The sequence below is a fragment of the Clostridioides sp. ES-S-0108-01 genome (assembly GCF_020662285.1).
In the GTDB taxonomy this organism is placed as follows: Bacteria; Bacillota; Clostridia; order Peptostreptococcales; family Peptostreptococcaceae; genus Clostridioides.
The window spans coordinates 233,932-253,584 of the sequence record NZ_JADGMN010000001.1; the positions used below are offsets into that span (position 1 = coordinate 233,932).

General features: G+C 26.2%; 14 protein-coding genes. All 14 read left to right on the forward strand.

Annotated features, from left to right (window positions below):
• The first annotated feature begins 12 nt into the window (after window positions 1-12).
• The 14 genes from IR152_RS01075 (at window position 13) to IR152_RS01140 (ending at window position 19,630) form a co-directional block, all read left to right on the forward strand.
• On the forward strand, window positions 13-3,690 hold the full coding sequence (locus tag IR152_RS01075; protein ID WP_227449991.1) for a virion structural protein: 3,678 nt from the start codon (window positions 13-15) through the stop codon (window positions 3,688-3,690).
• A gap of 118 nt (window positions 3,691-3,808) precedes the next feature.
• Window positions 3,809-6,040: a hypothetical protein gene (locus IR152_RS01080; RefSeq protein WP_227449992.1), complete on the forward strand. Its 2,232-nt coding sequence runs from the start codon at window positions 3,809-3,811 to the stop codon at window positions 6,038-6,040.
• A gap of 218 nt (window positions 6,041-6,258) precedes the next feature.
• On the forward strand, window positions 6,259-7,626 hold the full coding sequence (locus IR152_RS01085; RefSeq protein ID WP_227449993.1) for a hypothetical protein: 1,368 nt from the start codon (window positions 6,259-6,261) through the stop codon (window positions 7,624-7,626).
• Between the two features lie 8 nt (window positions 7,627-7,634).
• On the forward strand, window positions 7,635-8,120 hold the full coding sequence (locus tag IR152_RS01090) for a hypothetical protein (RefSeq protein ID WP_227449994.1): 486 nt from the start codon (window positions 7,635-7,637) through the stop codon (window positions 8,118-8,120).
• Window positions 8,121-8,127: 7 nt separating this feature from the next.
• Window positions 8,128-9,006 (forward strand): hypothetical protein, encoded by an 879-nt coding sequence (locus IR152_RS01095; RefSeq protein WP_227449995.1) that lies wholly within the window; start codon window positions 8,128-8,130, stop codon window positions 9,004-9,006.
• A gap of 35 nt (window positions 9,007-9,041) precedes the next feature.
• Window positions 9,042-9,356, forward strand: a complete 315-nt coding sequence (locus tag IR152_RS01100; RefSeq protein ID WP_227449996.1) for a hypothetical protein — start codon at window positions 9,042-9,044, stop codon at window positions 9,354-9,356.
• Window positions 9,357-9,386: 30 nt separating this feature from the next.
• Entirely contained in the window at window positions 9,387-9,716 is a 330-nt protein-coding gene (locus IR152_RS01105; RefSeq protein ID WP_227449997.1) for a hypothetical protein, read from the forward strand.
• A gap of 1 nt (window position 9,717) precedes the next feature.
• Entirely contained in the window at window positions 9,718-11,898 is a 2,181-nt protein-coding gene (locus IR152_RS01110) for a virion structural protein (protein WP_227449998.1), read from the forward strand.
• 10 nt (window positions 11,899-11,908) lie between these two features.
• Window positions 11,909-13,672 carry a virion structural protein gene (locus IR152_RS01115; protein ID WP_227449999.1) on the forward strand — a complete coding sequence of 588 codons (1,764 nt, stop codon included), beginning with the start codon at window positions 11,909-11,911 and terminating at the stop codon, window positions 13,670-13,672.
• Window positions 13,669-15,789 carry a hypothetical protein gene (locus IR152_RS01120; RefSeq protein WP_227450000.1) on the forward strand — a complete coding sequence of 707 codons (2,121 nt, stop codon included), beginning with the start codon at window positions 13,669-13,671 and terminating at the stop codon, window positions 15,787-15,789. The genes IR152_RS01115 and IR152_RS01120 overlap by 4 nt, the downstream gene beginning before the upstream one ends.
• Window positions 15,789-17,498 carry a hypothetical protein gene (locus IR152_RS01125; RefSeq protein WP_227450001.1) on the forward strand — a complete coding sequence of 570 codons (1,710 nt, stop codon included), beginning with the start codon at window positions 15,789-15,791 and terminating at the stop codon, window positions 17,496-17,498. Before IR152_RS01120 ends, IR152_RS01125 begins: the two co-directional genes overlap by 1 nt.
• Window positions 17,499-18,725 carry a hypothetical protein gene (locus tag IR152_RS01130; protein ID WP_227450002.1) on the forward strand — a complete coding sequence of 409 codons (1,227 nt, stop codon included), beginning with the start codon at window positions 17,499-17,501 and terminating at the stop codon, window positions 18,723-18,725. It begins immediately after the preceding gene.
• 254 nt (window positions 18,726-18,979) lie between these two features.
• Window positions 18,980-19,342, forward strand: a complete 363-nt coding sequence (locus tag IR152_RS01135; protein WP_227450003.1) for a hypothetical protein — start codon at window positions 18,980-18,982, stop codon at window positions 19,340-19,342.
• 27 nt (window positions 19,343-19,369) lie between these two features.
• A complete protein-coding gene (locus tag IR152_RS01140) occupies window positions 19,370-19,630 on the forward strand; it encodes a hypothetical protein (RefSeq protein ID WP_227450004.1) in 261 nt (86 codons plus the stop codon).
• Window positions 19,631-19,653: the final 23 nt, after the last annotated feature.

The window sequence follows — 19,653 nt, forward strand, 5'->3', positions numbered from 1 at the left end:
GGGGAATGTTTTATGGATATTAATAAACTGAAAACATTAAATTATAAGATTACAAATGGGTCTAATCTTCAAGGAGCTATTTTAATAAAAGAGGGGCAAATAAATTCTTTAGGAGATGCATATAAAAAAGGTTCTATTGAAGAAGAGACTTTTTTAAAATTAGCTGGGGATGTTACTTTTAGTATTTCAAACAGTATAATTTATTTTAATTATTATGCAAATGATTTATACATAGGAGAAGACTCTTTTGACTTTATTGTGAAATTAGAAAATGGAATTACATACATTCAAACAGTAGATATTTTAATTGAGCAAAAGATAGTACCTATAAATGCAAAAGAAAGATTTATAGAAATATATTTTGATAATGAACAAGATGATAGAGTAAATATAAATATATCAAGCAATGTTGACCAATCTATAGAGTTACCAACCACAGTAGTCTATAGTTCAACAGATAAAGAATTTAACATTGATAAATGTGTTGAAACTAATGATGCTATAAATAATTTTAGTGAAATACCATACCCTTTATATGATTGTAAGGTTGAGATAGTGACTAAGGTTAAGAATGATACAGTAAATAATGGGGCAAGTATAAAAGTAATTGATAATGCAAATATATCATTTATAAAGAACAAGAAGTTTTTAGGGGATGAATATGGAAAAATTATATTTAAAAACTTTGTAAATAGGGAATATAATATCGATTCACCTACAAGAGAAATAGTTTATATAGTTTGGCATGCAAGAACAATCACAACTGAATATAATCCCAAAGATGATATTGTAGTAAATCAAAGACCTGATGTAAGTACGCCTGATTTTAAATTACCTATTATAGATTATCCACAAGCACCAAAATATGAACCTGTTTTGGAAAAAGAAGAATATATATCTGGAGATTTATTTTCCAATACAAAAGTACATAAGGAATTTGATAATAAAGGTAATAAATCTATCAAACTTGGAAGAAGTGTTCCAAATGGAGCAGTAAATTTAGCCTATTATTATAATACAACGGCATCACTAGATGATACTGTTTCTGTAATAGAAACCAATACAAATAATGTAACATTGCATTTTGTTGAGGATTGGATTCACAAAAGAAATTTAGCTACTAAAAACGAAGATTATTTTCCAGAGACTATTGAATTTGATGGTGAAAAAGGTACGGAAGTAGAAGGATATTGGGGGATTTTATACAGAGATTTTGTTATGTGGGATGAATCTACTGTCACTGATTTCAAGCCAGAACATAAAGTTCAACATGAGGAATTTAAAGGACTATTAGCAAAAAGAGTGCCTATAGATAAGATATACAATGATGGTGATAAATATGGTGTTTTAAATTTGACAAATTCTATATTCGAAGCTGTAAATTTTGTGGAAACTGATAATGAATTGATTGATTATAATCCTAAAACTTATAACGCATATACACGATATGAAGGTTTGGTTAGAAAATTAAAGGTATTATATAATGGGTCAGCTAAATACAGCGGTGTTGTAAATAAAAAAGATGAGATATCAAATTTATATCCAGAACAGGCAAGAGAAATAATAATGTATCCAGATGAAAGTGGTCTTTTGCATAGAATTGATGGAGAATATTTGGTAGATGACGATTTGTTTTATATAACAAATAAATTTAAGGACAATGTTCCCTTGTATTACAAGTATAAGTTAAAGTACAAAATTTATGATAATGTTGGATTAGACGTAAATGGTGTGTATAATTCAGAAAATATAAGCCTTATTTCAGGAAATAATTATCCAATAGATGAAAATAAATTTAAGTATAAGGTCTTTGTAGAAAAAACTAAATATGAAAATATATATGATGCATATATATATACATCATTTATTCCAACTATAGAAAATCCCATATATGTTATGTATGATGGATTGACAGAAGAAGCCTATGGAAAAGATAGTGTAAATCCTTTAGAAATTAAAGCAGGTATACTTGAAAAAATAAGTCCAGTTCAATGTTGTGATTTAGAGTCGTATAAAGTAAATAGGCTTCAAGGTATAACCAATAAGTCTTCTATAGAAGTGTTTGAATATGAAATATTAGAGGATAAAAGAGCCAAAATAAAAATTGAATATATTATAATGGCTGACAATTTAGAAATAGAACCTATTACAAAGGAAATAATAAATAAAAAGTATGCATTATATTCAGAACTCGATAGTTTTAAGAATGAAGATATGATTATATCTGAAAAGGATACAAATGGATATATGACAGCAAGAGATATATTTATGAAGTATTCATCTGATGAAGATAGAGACAAAATAAATGCAAACTCAACTTTTAGAGTTAAATACAATATTCAAAATTTAGATACTATGTATTCAAAGGATAAAACTTTGATATATACAGCATCAGATGGAAATGGATTTATATATGGGAGAACATATGAAGATACTGGATTTCCTGAGCAAGATTCAAGTATAATTGGAAATAATAAAAATACTAGAACCTTAGATAAAGATTCGATATATAAGTCAGCTAATGGAAAAGTTTATAAGGGATACTCAGTAGTATGTAGAAACATAAATCAAATTATTGTAGGAACGCCTCTAGAAAAAGAGCCTTTAAAAGGATGGTTTCCAACTGTTAAATATGCTTATTTCAGTAAAAAATATGAAAGAATTGATAAAACAATAGAACTTATATATTCTATACCAGAATACGATTTACAGATATTTGGAAAATATGGAAAACCATACATTGATATATCTGAAGAAAAAGGAAGTTTTGTTGGAAACAATACTATTAAAGTAAAAAATACTCCAATGTATATAAAAGTTGATAGTAGCTGGAGACCAACTAACTTAAGAGTTTATAAAATATTAAGTGATAAAAGTAAAAAAGAACTTGAAATCAAAGGATTTAATTTCAAGTATGGATTTATAGAAATTAATGATTCAGTAAGTGATAATGATAAAATACTAGTAGATTATACTTATGAAGAAAAAAATCTTCATTATAGAGGTTATTATAAAAATCAAGATAAAGACAGTAAAATTATAGATTTAAATTTAAATCCAAATATGTATAGTTTTTATACAGATACTTCAAATGAGCTAAATGAAATGAGAAATTCATATGATTTATTCAATCGAACAATTCATTTCTTTTTAAAACCAATGAGAATAATAGATAGGGGTACAGGTGATATTCTAAAAGACAACTATTTTTGTGTATACCATAAGTTTGATAATCAAGAAGCCTTAGAACCATTTGATTTACATATAGGTAGAATTTTTGTAAGACATCATACCTCATTAAAGTCTACAAATCTAATAGATACTAGATTAAGAGGTGGAGGTATTATCAAAGAAATGGAAGATAGACTTCGTAGAGATTTAGAGCCTGAAAGTGATTATTATTTAGATATTGGTACACTTGATGGTAAACCATATCAAGAAAATTCTGTAATTATAGTAAGAATAGATAATAAACTACTTTATAAAAATGGGGGAAGATTTTCTGAAGAAGATATTAAAAATGCTGTTCAGAAATGGGTTGCCTATGGTAGTTATCCTATCATTGAATTTGTAGATGTAATAGGGGATGAGGAGTTACCTCAGACTAGCATAGAAGTCAGTAAAAACATAGATAATCAAAAGCATGTTAGACCAAGTATATGGATAGAAAATGTGAACTACAATATATAACATATTTTAATATTCATAAAAAATATATTTAAATAAAACTCGTTAAAAAATAATTAAATTAAAAGGTTAGTAAATATAACTTTAAAAATGTATTACTAGATTAAATGAGGTGATTTTATTGGGTGTTTTACCTTCAGCAACACTACTTACAAATGAATTGAAATTACATGATTTTAAAGGTGTTAAATTATCCGTTACGTTTGGAGATGCTGATTTAAATGATGGATATTCATATGCAAAAATGAATTTTAGAGCAAGTGATATTAAATTTGATTGGTGGATAGATAAACCAAGATTAAATATTATAACAAGTGAACTAACTTTAAATGATAAAAAAGTTTGGAGTGAATTAAATCAAGGTCCTAATAGTGGATTAAATGCAGATTGCCTAGATGGATATCATGCTGTTGATTTTAAAGACAGACTAGGATACAACCATTTTAAACATGCTGTAATGGTTTCTAATAAAAGATATATTAAAATAGCCACATTTACTCCAAGAAGAGTTGGAAATGCACCTGATTTTTCTACAGATGGTAAGCTTCCATATCAAGGTATATTTGCAAATAGTATAGTGGCTAAAATGAAGAATGAAGATTATATTGATGAATTTGTTAAATCTACATCTGATTACATAGATTACACAAAGCCTAATATAGGGAAATTTGACCATACTGATATGATGACAGAAGGGATTTATAACTCACTATTTAGAGGTTCTATAACTTTTCTTAAAGAGAATAGTCCAACTACTATGGATATTCATATTGGTTTGTTTGAAGACCCTACAAACAAAAATAAAGATGGATGGACTTGTACGAGTAAGTTTTTTTATGTATCATCACATGATGAAAAATTACCATTTCTAAATGAGGATTTATCCTATGAAGAAACTTTAATAAAAGAAGATAGATTAAGAACACAAGAAAATAATGTTGTAAATAGTCATTTAAACAACAATACAGAAGATAAAGAAAAAGACCCTATAGAAAAGTTAAATATAGAAGAAAGTATTTCAACGTATTCAAGTATAACACCACCAAGTGAAAATCATGCGCATGAAAGACCTCTTGATTTAAGTGGTTATAAGACTCCTCCAGACCCTAGTAAAAATGACTATAAAGCAGAACAATTTCCACCATATAAACATGAAGGAGATAGTTATCAAAGAGATATAGATGTATTGAGACTGTATCATGTGAAGTCAGATTCTACTACAGTTGATGGTGTGGAAATAGTTACTCATAAGTTTGAATTATACTTAGCTATAGATGAAAAAACGGAAGTACATATACAACCATATATGTCTAGTTCTTGTATAGTTCATCAGTATCAAAATCCAGTTACAATATCTGGACTTCCTGAAACAAATCATTTTATAAAACCAAAGTCAATTTATGATAATAGATACTCTCATATTAGGCATAGACATTATGATTATGAGTCTAGATTGGACAAGATTGATAATGAGGTAGAAGAAATTTGGGATACTTTTGATTATTATGTTGTAATAGCTCAAGGAAGTGATAATGCTAGAAAAATTCTTATGACAGATGATAATGGAAATGTTTTTTGCTCAAATGATAATATGGAAAGACATACTGATTATAGGAGAAATGGTTCAAGAGTTTTAGTTAGTGATACAAATAAGTGTATTAGTGAAAGTTCAGTTACAACTAGAGAACTTGCCCAACTTAAAGAAGTGAGAGCTAATGTTCAAGAACAGTTAGATGAACTAAGAGATGATATTGATGATATAAAAAGAGACATAATGGATATAGAAAATGAAATTAAAAATATTAAAAAAGATTATGTCAAAAGACGAGGGGATTCTATGTATGGAGATTTAACCATGATTCAAAATTCTAAGATAGTTATAACTGATGAAGGAGATAGAAAAATATCATTACGTGGAGACGTTAAGGATACTAAATATCCTGATAGTGATGGAGAGATTGATCATTTTTGTTTATATGATGAAGCTATTGAGTATACAGGTCATGATGGTAATAAGAGGAAGGGTAGACGAATATTATCATATAGACCTCAAGATGGAAATGGTGGATGTGTGTGGTTTTTCAATAATTCTATTCGTTTTGGCGATGGAACTGGTCTACCAGGTCCTAGATTTATACTATCTTTTTGTCCCCCTGGAGATTATAGTCCGTTTAAAAAACCTAAAGTAGGTGATATATGGATAAAACATATATTGGATACAACAACAGAAGATAAAGATAAGGAGAATGCTAAATACCCTATAGGTCTTTACGTTTGTACTAAAAGTGATGGTAAGACAACTGGTGGTGGTAAATATCTAGCAGAATGGACTCCAATAGCACAAAAAAAATAGTAAGTATACTAGGGTAAAGGGATTGTTTTAATTAAAATTGAAACAATCTCTTTTATAGTAATCGTATATATTATTTGTGGCAAACTTAAATTGCAAGATTTATTTGTATAAAAAATTGATAATATAATAAAAAATGTTGAACAAATTCGAGTATAAGCAAGGTATATTAAGAGTGAAAGTAATTTTACAAGAATAAAATAGAAAAGAGGTGAGCTTATTTGGAACATCCCAAGATAAATATATGCAAATCTATAGAAGGAAACTTACTGCACTATATTTATAGATTTAAAAATATTTCATCAGAAACAGAAATTGAAGAGTACATAAATAATCAAGACCCAATTATAGAAATACTAGAAGAAAATGCTGATATAGAATCGACTAACATCAAAGATTTTTTACTTAGTAGAAATGATTTTCCAAAAGGATATAATGGATATACTGAATTTACGCTACCGTTTGAAATAGTAATTCCTTTTAAAAAATTAATTGTAAATTTAAAAAATGATTTATCATCAGCACCTCAAGAAAAAATAGAAATACAATTAAGTTCATATCAAACTATAGCAAGAATTTTATTTAAGAAAAGAACTGATTATAATGAATATGAAATATATAGGACTATAACAGAACAATATGAGATTGACGATATAATAAAGATTAGAAATAATAATGGATTTCTAATAAAAAAATGTAATGTGGAATACAATAAAGTCACATTAGATTTTTCTATAGATATAGTTACACATATAGATATACATGCACATGGAGTATTTGACCCAGTGGTGTCTACAATAGAAGGCAAAAATTACACATTATTTTATCAGAAAAAGGAAAGACAAAAAAATAAATATGAGTATAGAGTAATAAGTAAATTTCCAGATGGATATATAACAGAACTATCAAATGTAGGAGTTTGTGAATTATCTGAAAGTCCAGACGAAATAATTCAAGTATTAGAAGTAAAAGAAGATGACATTAAAATAACCAAGTGGAAAGAGATAAAGAGAGAAAAAGTCTCAAAAGATATAAATATCAATAAAGATGATTTATATAGTAAAGTAATAAATACTATAGCTAGCCAAGAAATACATTCAGATGATTCCACTCTAATAACTGATGGAATAAGGTATGTAAAAGTACCAAATATATGGCATAAGGATAAAAGAGAATTATTTTATAGAAAACCTAGAGTTTTTAGAATGAAAAATATATACAAAACTATATCAACAGACTATTGTAAACCGATAGTGTTTCAAGGTAAATTTGAAATATTAATTGATAAAATGATTATTTATAGAAAAGATGTAACAAATTTAAGTACAGATGAGCAGAAAAAAGCAGTCGATATAGCAGATGAAAATGCTACAATATTTAAAACATACATAAGGCAAGGTGGCAAATACTATAATGAATACATAAATAATATAGAAGATAATGAGACAGTTGAGATAGTTGTATTAAATTCTAGATATCCACTTTTATCAATAAAAGACTACTGCTTGTACTCAAATAAGTACAACTACACTATATATTTATATGATGAGAAAGGAAATATATCAGACCCAGTAGTGGCTGTATTATAGGTGTACATATGTATGATAATATCAATAGTCCTACAAAAATATATACAGAAAATACAATAACTTTTTCAAGAATAAAGAGTTTAAAATGTATAAGTTACAAATTATATGTAAATGAAAAAATAGGAGAAAAGTGGCAAAGTTATTTATTAGCTGAAATACCAAATCCAAAGGTTGAAGTTCTATTAAATGAAAGTAAGGTGCTAGAGTACAATTCAAATCAAAAGTGGGATGTATCTAAGGAGATAAGTGAGATAGTAAGTAAATCTATAAGAGTTAGTGTAAATAGTGTAGAGTTAAGTAGAAATAGTTATACATTTAATTCTAAGTTTAAAATTTTATATATTCATGTAGAGCTATCTCCTACAGATTTTATTGAGATACAGTATCAGGTTGATAGGATAAAATACGTGCATAAAACTTTAAATAAATGTGAGTACAGTGTAATACCTGTTTTTAAGAAACAATACTTGACAGGGCAACACTCTTTATTATAGGTGAGTTATGAGTGAAAAATTTACTAAGATTTCAAGAAAAAATATAATAGATAAAATATATACTGATGAAGAGATAATTAAAAGTTCATCTGAAAAGGATATATCTTATTATTCAGATAATTTGTTTTTTGATAGAATTTTATTTAATTTTGATAATAATAGATATGCAAATTCCTTATTTATAAATGAATTTAAAAATAAGGAATATTCTGATGTCCTAAATAACACAAATATAAAGTTTGATTTTGATAAAGCTTGTATATATTTAAGCGAGGGTGACAGTTTTGGAGAATACAATTCAGTTGATATTTATACGCATGAACATAAAAGTTCATCTTTGAATAATTTTTTTCTGCTTGTAGACCAAGATATACCAAAAGGGTCAGAAGTAATATATTATCTAATAACTGATAAAGAACAAACATTTCAGATAAGAGCAAATAATACCGTACCGTATACGATACAAAAAGAGGAAGATATACCTAAAACCGTAAAAATAAGAGCTAAGATATGGTCAAATCTGGCAGGAGAATCACCTAAAATTAATGCAATAGCCCTTCTCTATAATGATGATTTTACAGAGGCTCAAATGGGTTTAATTAATCCTGATTTAGGAAGACTTCCAAATACTGAATATCCAGATTTAAATGATGTAACAACTATATTAAGAGATTCTAAAAATGATGATAAGCTAATAAAAGTAAGCAGTGCTAATGAAGATGTACTACTTAATTATAGTGAAGAAGGAAATTTAGATACAATAAATATTTATGAGACAGTATCAGGAGATAAAAAAGAGGACATTTATCTTATATATGATGATTATGAAAATAGTGATAAAGAAGTTGAAAAAGTCTTAATGCAGGTTATAAGCAAGAAAAAATAGTAATGTATACAGACAATATGGTGAGTTGGTGAAATATGAGAATACAACAGAAAAAAGACAACATTTATGTGAAAGGTCTAGACAAGGTTGATGCATATCTAATAAATGTAATTCAGAGATATTTTGAATATGATGGCAAAAAAGTATTAGGTTCTAAAGAGCAAATTATAGATGAGGTTATACAAAGAGTTAAAGAAGATTTAATACTAGCTCAAATTCAAGATTTATTGGAAGAGTTTTTATTAAAAAAAGGAATATCATTTGAGGAAAATAAAGTGATAATAACTAATAAAGATTTAATAGTTATAAATGGTCAAATAAGAGAAGATAAAAATACTGAAGGAACATAAAACCACAAAATAAGCAGAGGAGGAAACTTTATGCAAGATTTTGAAGAAGAGAAGTACACTATTTCAAAAGAAAGTTTGGAAGGATATACTATGGAGAGTGGTGTTATTATAGGAAAAAAATTAACTAGAGAATTAGAATTAATGGATGAAAATATGTATGAAGTTTATAAGTTATCTTTGTGGATTAAACTGATAAAGGAAGGAATTAGACCAATTAAATGGAACAAATCAGAGTGGAATGGTACTAGAATAGAATTTGAAATAATGAAAACTAAAGAAGATGTACAAATGGCTATGAATGAGTTAACCAATATACTTAATAAATGTTATAAAAAGTATAAATTAAAGGTTGGAATATAATATGCTAGATACTACGTTGAATATAAGTAAAGTAAAAGATGAGATTATAGAAAAAGTTGTAAGTGAAATAGTATCAAACTGTTCAACTGATGAGGAACGATTTATTTTAGAAAATGAATTTAAGACAAAAATTAAGAATAATACGTTAATAACAAGTTTAGATGAACATGAGACAAATATTAACTCTCAATCAATTAACAAGACTATGAATGAACTATACATAGATTTACTGACCAGTTTTAGTGTAGTTAACTCAATGACTGAGTTGATATCAAAACATGATAGTATGAGCATATCATATATAAATAGTATAAAAACAAAAATAAATCAAATAAAAGATAAATTGGAGAGTTGTAGATACTCTACTTCATTTAAACAGATGTCTAAATTTATAATAGAAAGGTTTAGAAATTCAAATAATTTTGATAAAAGTAGAAATCTTCAAAAAGATAGATATGGTCAATGGATACTAGAAAAGTGTTATGTTAATTTTGATGAAAAGGAAAATACATTAACATTACCATTTTTAAAACGGGATAACATGTTGAGGTATGACAATAGAGTATCTACAGCATGTTTAAATTATAGCTTTCAGCTTGGTGAAGGATTTATGCAATCTTACAATAATAAAACATCTCTTGAAAATGCTATAGATGGAAATCCAACATCATTTTGGAGTGATACAATACTGTCAGATGCTCCATTAAGTGTTTCGTTTGAAAATAGCAAACCACAGGTTATATATGTAAGAGATAATTATTTTTATGGAATAGACTCTGGTGCAGTTTGCGACCTTGAACTTAACTTTGAATCTATCAATAAAATAAACGAGATAAATCTTGTTCCATTTACAAAATATCCTATTGACATAGTAGCTATAAGATATAAAATGACAGATGATGAAGATGAGGCGTTGATAGAATTAGTAACACCAGATAATAAGGATAAAACATTAAAAAGTGTTTTTACTAGAGATAAAGTTACATTTAGGTTTCCAGATATAATATGTAAGAGAATATACATATTATTTACACAGAAACATTATATAAGAGAAACATATGTATATAATCCAACTGAAATAAGTAAAAGTTTACTTTGGTTTAATAATAAAAATGACAGAAAAGAAAAAGTGACTAAAGCTGTATTTAAACCAGTGTATTATGATAGAGAATTGGCTAATTCTCTATGGCAACAAATGAATGATAGAATATTATCCTATTCTTATGATGAGTTACTGTCTATAATAGTTGGAAATGACAAGTTGAATCATAAGGTATTAAAGTATGAATACAACTATGGTTTGTATGATATAGGATGTTATAATAATCATTTTGATAGAACAGGTATTTATATAAGTAAACCCGTAAATCTAAATTCAAATATAAAAAGTATACATATAGTAACTGACGAACTACATCCTAAAAATTCATTTGGTAAAACTGTTACTGATATAGAGTATTATATTACTGCATCTGATAATCCAGATACTAAAGATTGGATTCCTATATTTCCAATGAATAAGGATATTATAGAATCCGAACTTCTATTTATCACAGGGAGTACTAGAGCTTACTTTAGATTTGAGGCAGAAACTATTTATAAAGTAATGAAAGATGGAGAAGAGATACCTTTAAATAGTGAAGAGTTTTATATACATAAGAATCCAAAAACTGGATTTTTTTACTGTATTCAAATATTTAACTATGATTATAATGCAGTATATAGTATAAGTTATAAGCCTGTTGCTGGTAGTGATTCTGTGGATTTTTCATCAAAGTTAGAAACAACTATAGAATCTTTTAATGGAAAAAATACATCAATCTTTGAACTTAAATATAGACCATTCACAGAATCTACTGTTGATTATTGTGATGTAAAGGTTGTAGATATATCAACTAATAATATTAACTGTGAAATAGAAACTTTAAACGTAACAGATATATCAGAAAAGGGTAATAGTTATAAGAATTTTAATAATTTAGATGACAAACTCCAATTTTATATATTTGAGAATTCAATTTATTTTAATAAAGAGATAGAAAGTAAATATATTATAGATATATCATATAAGCATTTAGTATCAAAAATAAAAATAAAAGCACTATTTAGAAGAAACACAGTTAAAGACGTATGGCTAACACCTGCTTTAAAAGAAATAAAATATATGATAGATACATTTTAAAGGTGATAATATGAATAATTATAAATATAAAAAGCCAAGTATATTGTTTGAAGAAAGAATTAAAATTCTAATAGAGGATTTAAATAAAAATTTTGGTTCTGGGAAAATAAAGACGAAAACAGAATATCTTTACGAATTTAAAAATATGATTATCGATTTTTACAATAAACTTGGAAAACCATCATTTAAATTCAATAGGGCAGTATATATACCATCATTTTCAGACTATAGTGATATGTTAAAAAAAGCTAAATATGATATGCATATCTTAATATGTAGCTATGAGGAAATAGAAAATAACTTACAAATATATTTTAAAGATGTTAAAGAAGAGACTGGTATATTAATGAACAAACTAAACCATATAGAAATAGAGATAAATGAACTAGATAAAAAAGTGGACTCGTTGAAAACTGTCAGTAATATAATTTATTCAGATGATTTTATAAAAATTAGTAATAGAAATAACTTAAATAATGCTTCTTGTAATGTGTTAAGTGGAGCACTAACACTAGCAACAGTATCAAGTAAATGTGTAAATGACAATATAAATGTACAAGTTTTAGATACATCAAATGGTTTCCCTGGAAATACACATGAAATATATCCATCTTATAATAAAATAAAATACATTGGAGAAGATGATTCTCACATATATTTATCAGATATGTTAGATGGAAATAATGACACTTGGTTTGAGTTTGAAATGTATAATTTAGAAGACGATGTAAAAATAAAAACTGCAATGGTTGGATTTAAGTATAAAGAAGGTATAAGTTGGATAAATGATGATAGTATTTTAAAATTACATTTGAAGATTTCTTTGGATATACCTGTCAATATAAATTGGTTTAAAATTTATGGCATATTAAAACCAAATGTTAACCTACATAATCCTATAATAAAAAGGATAATTGTAAGAGATAAGTATGAAAATGTTCAAATATTATATCTAAATCAATACCTAGATGAAGAAAATACAATAACCTTTAAATCAAGTATAGTTAAAGAAATTATAGTTGAATTAGAACAAGAAGACAGCAATTTTACTAAAGTATGTAGAGAGTATTTTTTAAATATAAATCCAACTAGGATTCCATATTTTTTTTATGATAATGAGAAAGATTATGTACAATTTGATAAGCCTCAAAAAAGTATAGAGATGATAGGACTTAAATATAATCATGATGATAAAAATATAATTTATCCATCTACAAAATCAACTAATAATTTTTTAACAAGAGAGTATATAAAATCTCAATTATTTTATAAAAAGATAAGTGAAGATAATTATAAATTCCAATATGAAGGAGTAAGTGCAAAGAGATATGTTATAGGTATAAAAAATATTGAACTTAAATATAAAGTTTATGATAAATATGGAGTATATCTATCACAGAAATTTTTATCAACTGAAAGTATAAGGTCAATTACTTTAAATTCTAAAGATTACATACCTAAAAGATTTGTGGAATATTTGGACCAAAACAAAAAAATTGATGATTATATTAAATACTATATAAGTTTTGATGATGGTTCAGTATGGACTAGAATAAGACCAAGACATAGGACTGAATATGGTTCTTGTACAATAGCCATAAACAGTAATATATCAACTATAAATAGAAATAAAAATCTTACATATGTTGATATGCTTAATGATGTTAATGAATTTAGATTGAAAATAGAGTTATATAGACCAGAGGAAATAATTGATGAGTCACCTATAGTATATAGTTACAGTATAGATGTAGGTTCGGAGGAAATTATATGATGAACATTCAAGAGTATCAATTAAAAATTAAAGAAGAAGAGATAATAAAAAGACTTTTGAATAATGGAGATTTAGTAACTTTTTATGAAGTGAATAAGTTTATAAGTGAGTTTTTTGAAAAAAAAATAATTGGATTACCTTATTTTAAGCCAATTACATTATTACCATATCAAAATTCGGATAAAGAACAATTTAATACTATGTTTGAAAATATAGAATATGATTTGAAATCTATTTATGAAGTACATAACCATCAAGTAGACTCTTCTATAGAAACTGTAAGTAAGTATGATTTAGAAATGATAAACATATATAATGAAGCAAATAAGATTATTGCTTATTCAGAAATAGCAAATGAGTTTTCAAGCAAAAAAAAGTCGTATTATCCTTATGTTATAACTTTTAATACACTTGAAGATACAAACACTATAAACTTAGTAAAAAATAATATACCTAAGTCAACTTGTGAAATAGATTACAATACATCTACTCTTAGAAATGAACTTCATTCAATTCCGGATGACAAAATAGATTTGAGTAAGTCAAATTTGAAAATATTATCAAATGGGCAAGAGATAAGTACAAATACAAATTTGATATTAAACGAGGCTCTTAATGAAAGTATATCATTGAATATAACGCCAATTAAAAATGAAGTTCAAATAATTACTATAGACTTAGAATTGGATGATATCAAAACAATATCTAGAATTGAACTTAGTGGTTATTCACTACAGGATACCGTTATAACATTATTACTTTCTTCTGACAACAAGAACTTTAAAGAGAAGTTTAAATGCAATGGAGAAAAAAATAATATATGGAGATTTAACAAGGAAGATGTTTTATCAATTAAATTTATAATTGAAAAATACGAAATTGACCAAGAAGAAATAGATAACTTAGGTTCATTATTTGTATTAAATAATATTTCACTTTATAATGACAAATATTCTAAAACTAGTGTGTATACAAGCAATAAAATCAATATTGATGAACCTATATCAAATATAACATTAAATCCAAAAAATAAAATACCACCGATGACAAACATATCGTATTTTGTAGGTATAGAAGATAAGAATAATAGTGTAGAATGGAAGAGTATAAAGCCAGGTATAGCTTTAGACTTAAATCTCTTATATAAAGAAGAAAAGCTACTTAATTACTATACATCTGATTTATTTGGAAAGCGTGATTTTGATATAGAGTTAAAAAATTTTTTGTTTTATGTACAACAACTTCCAGAGTATGTAAACTTAAATTCTATTGAAATGAGAACTGGACATTCTCAATGGATGATTGAAAGGTTAGATGTAAGTGATAAATATAATCAAGAATATCCAAGTTCCTTAAAGGTATCTATAAATGATTATGCAAAACATAGAGTCACTGGAATAGCACCAATGGATGCAAATACTATGGAGATAATGTGCAAAAGTGTATGGAATTATATAGTAATGAGTCAATATGTTAATTGTCTTGAAGAGACTGTAATAGAAAATAAATATTTTAGCTTTGAAAAGGACAAGGAAGTGTTTGATGTAATTGTACTTGTGAATGGAAGACAAGTATTTAAAAAGGATAATACATATGCATTTAAGTTAAAAAAAGGAGAAAACAAAGTTCAAATAATGTTTTTACTTGGTAAATTAGATTTATCAGAACCAGTAAAAACCATCAAGCATAATTTTAATTTAATGTCTAATAGTGATTCTATATTTGCTGGTTCAAAGATGGAAAGAGTAACATATAATTCTTTAGTGAAAGATATAAGTGCTCATTCTCTTAAATATTATGCAATAAAATCTACAGATAATATAGACGGTATAGTTGTAAAATTTGACCCCAATTATATGATTAGTCCAAATGACCCTGTGAATATTGAATCAAAAGAAAAAAAGATTCCTCAATATCAAAGACCAGACATAAAAATTAATACAGCTGAATATTTTAGAATATTTGTAAAATATAAATATATGTTACCATCAACAATTAAAAAGTTAAAATCTATGGATGGTAATAGTTTAATAAGATGTAGAGTAATGGCTAAATTGTCTACTTCAGATATATCTGTCACTCCTGTAATCAATAATATAAAGGTGGTGGCCGAATAATGTCTATAACATTATATACGAAATCATCTGATAAAGAAAATAAAGTTAGTTTAAGATGGGAGAATACATCAAGTTCACCATATTTGTACAGAGTATTTAGAAAAAAAATAGGAGATGATTTTGGCAATTCTGTTGATGAAGTATTTCAGCCTATTTCTGTATGTGAACTAGAAAAATTAGAAAGTGACATAAAGGTATTAAATATACATCCAAATATAGGAGAAGAAATTAGTTTTAAATGTTATAGGGGTATTACATGGAGTATTAAGAAGTCAGCTTCTTTAAAAAAATGGATGGAAGAGCCTTGCAAAGAGGATACAAGAGGATATGGTCTTGGTAAAATAAATGTAACTCCTGTATCAAATAGAGAATTTTGTGAAAATCCAGATAGTTTGTTGAGAGACAGCAATGGGATGTATGTTTATGATGTAATAGTTATAGGGTTTTCTAGTGGTGAAGATTATACAAATGAAAATAAATTAAACAAAATGGCATTAGATGCTATATTTGAATTTATGAACACAAATAGAAGTGTTATTGCAAGTCATGATTTAATTTCATCTATATTTAGAGAAGATGAAAGCTTAAATAGATTAAGAGAATTTTTTAATGTAAAAGTTGGAAAATGGAAGGAAGATAATGTATTTTTTGATGAAGGTCATGGATTTACAAGTGCTGTATGGGGGAATGAAGTAGTTATAAATAAATCAGATTCAGTTACATTATATCCTTGGAATATAGGAAATAATGAAGAAAAGATAAAAATATCATACACTCATACTACATCGAACTTTGCATATGGAGATATATGGTTTAATATAATACCACAAAAAACAGAAGGGAACTCAAATTGGTCTGTTTCACAAGAAAATGCATCCTCATATTATCTTACGACATGGAACAATACTGCTATGATTCAAATAGGACACAATATAAATGATATTGAAGATATTGAGGAATGTGAGAAGAAAATATTGGCAAATACTATTTTTAGAATGAAACAATTGACTGAAAATATGTCTATTGAAGACAAGCCTGGAGACACGTCTATTCCAATTAAGCCAAGTATAACAAATCAGTATACTATTGAAGATAGGAAAGTCATTTTGGAGTATACTTCTATGGATACAGGAAGTATATACCAATATTATGTAGAAGGAATAGATTTAAGTACAAAGGTAGTAACTGAATCAAATGTAGCTACAACAATCGTTACTACAGGTATCAAAGATTACAATTGGTGTTTACATCCTGTAGAAAGTGATATTAATCCAATTATTTTAAATAATCCATCTATTATATACAATAAAACTCAAAGAGAAACAATTATGACACAACCTTTACAAAAAGGATATTATATGTTTAGGATTTATACAACTGATTATTCAGATAATAAATCTAAAGTAGAAACTAAGATTTTTCATGTAGATGGTAAAGCAGGTGAAACTTCAAATAGGGTATTAGATGAAATTCCAAATGCTGTCAAGTTTAATAATAGGTATAGAGGTCCACAAGAAAGTTGTAAGATAAGTTCAATGTATCATCAAGTGTATTATAATATAAGAAAATTAAGTGACAAGATAGATAGATTAGATGTAATGAAAGAAGAAGTGCTTATAGATTCAAGTTATAGTTATGGAAGCTTTATAGATATAATTGGCAATATACAAGAAGAAATAGACATATTGTATGATGTAAGGGGGGATTAGATGGATAGAGTTGTTATTAATAATTTGCCAGTAGCAAATAGAAATGATTTTGGATATAAAGCAATAAATACAAGTTCAATGCATAATGATAATCAAAACAATATGCTAAATGATATACTAGATTTATTTAATAAAACTAATGAGATAGAACGTATGTTAAATAATAATATAAATTTAATAAAACTTGAAAATGCTCAGTTGGAAGCTGTAAACTCAAACTTAATACAAAAGTATAATCAGTTGTTAAATAAGTATATTGATATACAAAAATCTAATAAATTAAGAAAAAAAATAATACTACCCCAAGATTGTAAGTCTGATGAGAGTGCATTTGGAGCTATAATAAATAACATGACATCAGATATAACTATAAGACCCTCAAAAAAGATTTCAAAATTAGCTGTTTTTGATGACGTATCAAATTCCATGTTTATTCCAAAAAGTCTTGTAGTTAAGACAAAAACTACTAGTTTTGGTGTTATATCAGAACAAGACAATGATGTATATGCTCCTTTTTCTAAAGATAATAATTTATATTGGACAAAAAGAGTAGTTACAAGTAATTCTGTAGATTTTTTGGATACAGAGTATGAGATTAATCTTCCAGAAGATATTATGACCACATCAGAAATGAATGAAATATATATACATCCATTTTTATGTAGTGTAAAAAATGTATACATAAGATTTGGTGATTCTAGTTATTGGGAAGAAATAGAGGGAATTGAATATCATTCAGCAATAACACGAAATAATTCAACAAATGAATTTTTAAATTCAGTTAGAGCTTTCAGAATAAACTTTCCTAATAAAAAGGTTAATCAAATAAAGATAGTTTTAAGAAGTTATAATTATGAAGAATGTGAAACAAATCTAAGAACTTTTATTTACGGTATAAAATCTTTAGGAGCGTATATAAATTATTATAATAATTACAAAGCTTCTACATTTAGTTTTAAATGTAATATTGATGAGAAGAGAGATGTAATGATTACAGGTATAACTCCGCACTTTAATAATAGCAGTGATAGTGGAAAGTATTCCGAAGACTTCATATTTGATGTATATTATGAAGATAAAGGAGAATATTACCATAAAATAGTAGATACTTTTCCATTTAAACCTCCTGCAAAAAATTTGATGTTTAAATGTAGAATAGGAGAAACTTATAGTGAAATAAATATAAAAAGTATAGATATAAATTATACTTATTGTGGCGAAGACTAGTAGTATTTTTAAGTTTGAATGACTATATTTAATATTTTGCATATGATATAATTAGTAGTACAAATTTGGAGGTGGTACTTTTGATAGTATTAGTGTGAGATTTATAATAAAATATTTTTAAATTTTGTCTTTATAAAAGACTTTTTTTTGTTTCTTAATTGTCGATTGTGACAAGTGACCTATATACTCTTATGCTTAGATTTATTATTGAAATAGTGGGTAGAGTGATATTGAAAAATTAGGAGGTGAAAACTATGCATTTATTATACAAAAATAAAAGTGAAATTAAAACAGTAACTAAAATTGTAAATATTATTTTTAAAATCATTGATGAGTTAAAATTATTTATTAATAACGTATTGATATACAATATAAATAAAGATGAGTTAAGATATTATTTCTTGAAATTTGATTTACATAATAAAAACTTGTTATTTAATATAAAGCTCTACAATTCAATTACGAAGACAGTCGTTATAAAAAGTTATGTATTAACAGATTTAATAAGAGACTGTGAAACTAAAAAAATAGAATTAAAATTGAACTATGATATAAAAAATATGATATTAAAATCAAAAGAGAATATACATAAAGATATTACGGAAATTTATATATAATTTTATTAAATTCATGGGAGGATTAATATGAATTTTACTATTTATAAAGATATAGATAATTATGTCACAAGAGAAAATAGCGTCCCAAAGCCACCAGAAAAAGGAGAGATAATGATATGTCAAATATGTAATAAGCCAATAATGCCAGAACACTTTTCTATAGATGAATATAAAAGAAAGAGAGAATTTAAGTGGCATATACATCCAAAATGCTTTGAATACATAGATAAACTAGCAGATAAATCAGTTCCTGGTCTACTTAATGAAAGAAAATGTTTATTTAAGTAAATATTTTCTTATATAAATGTATA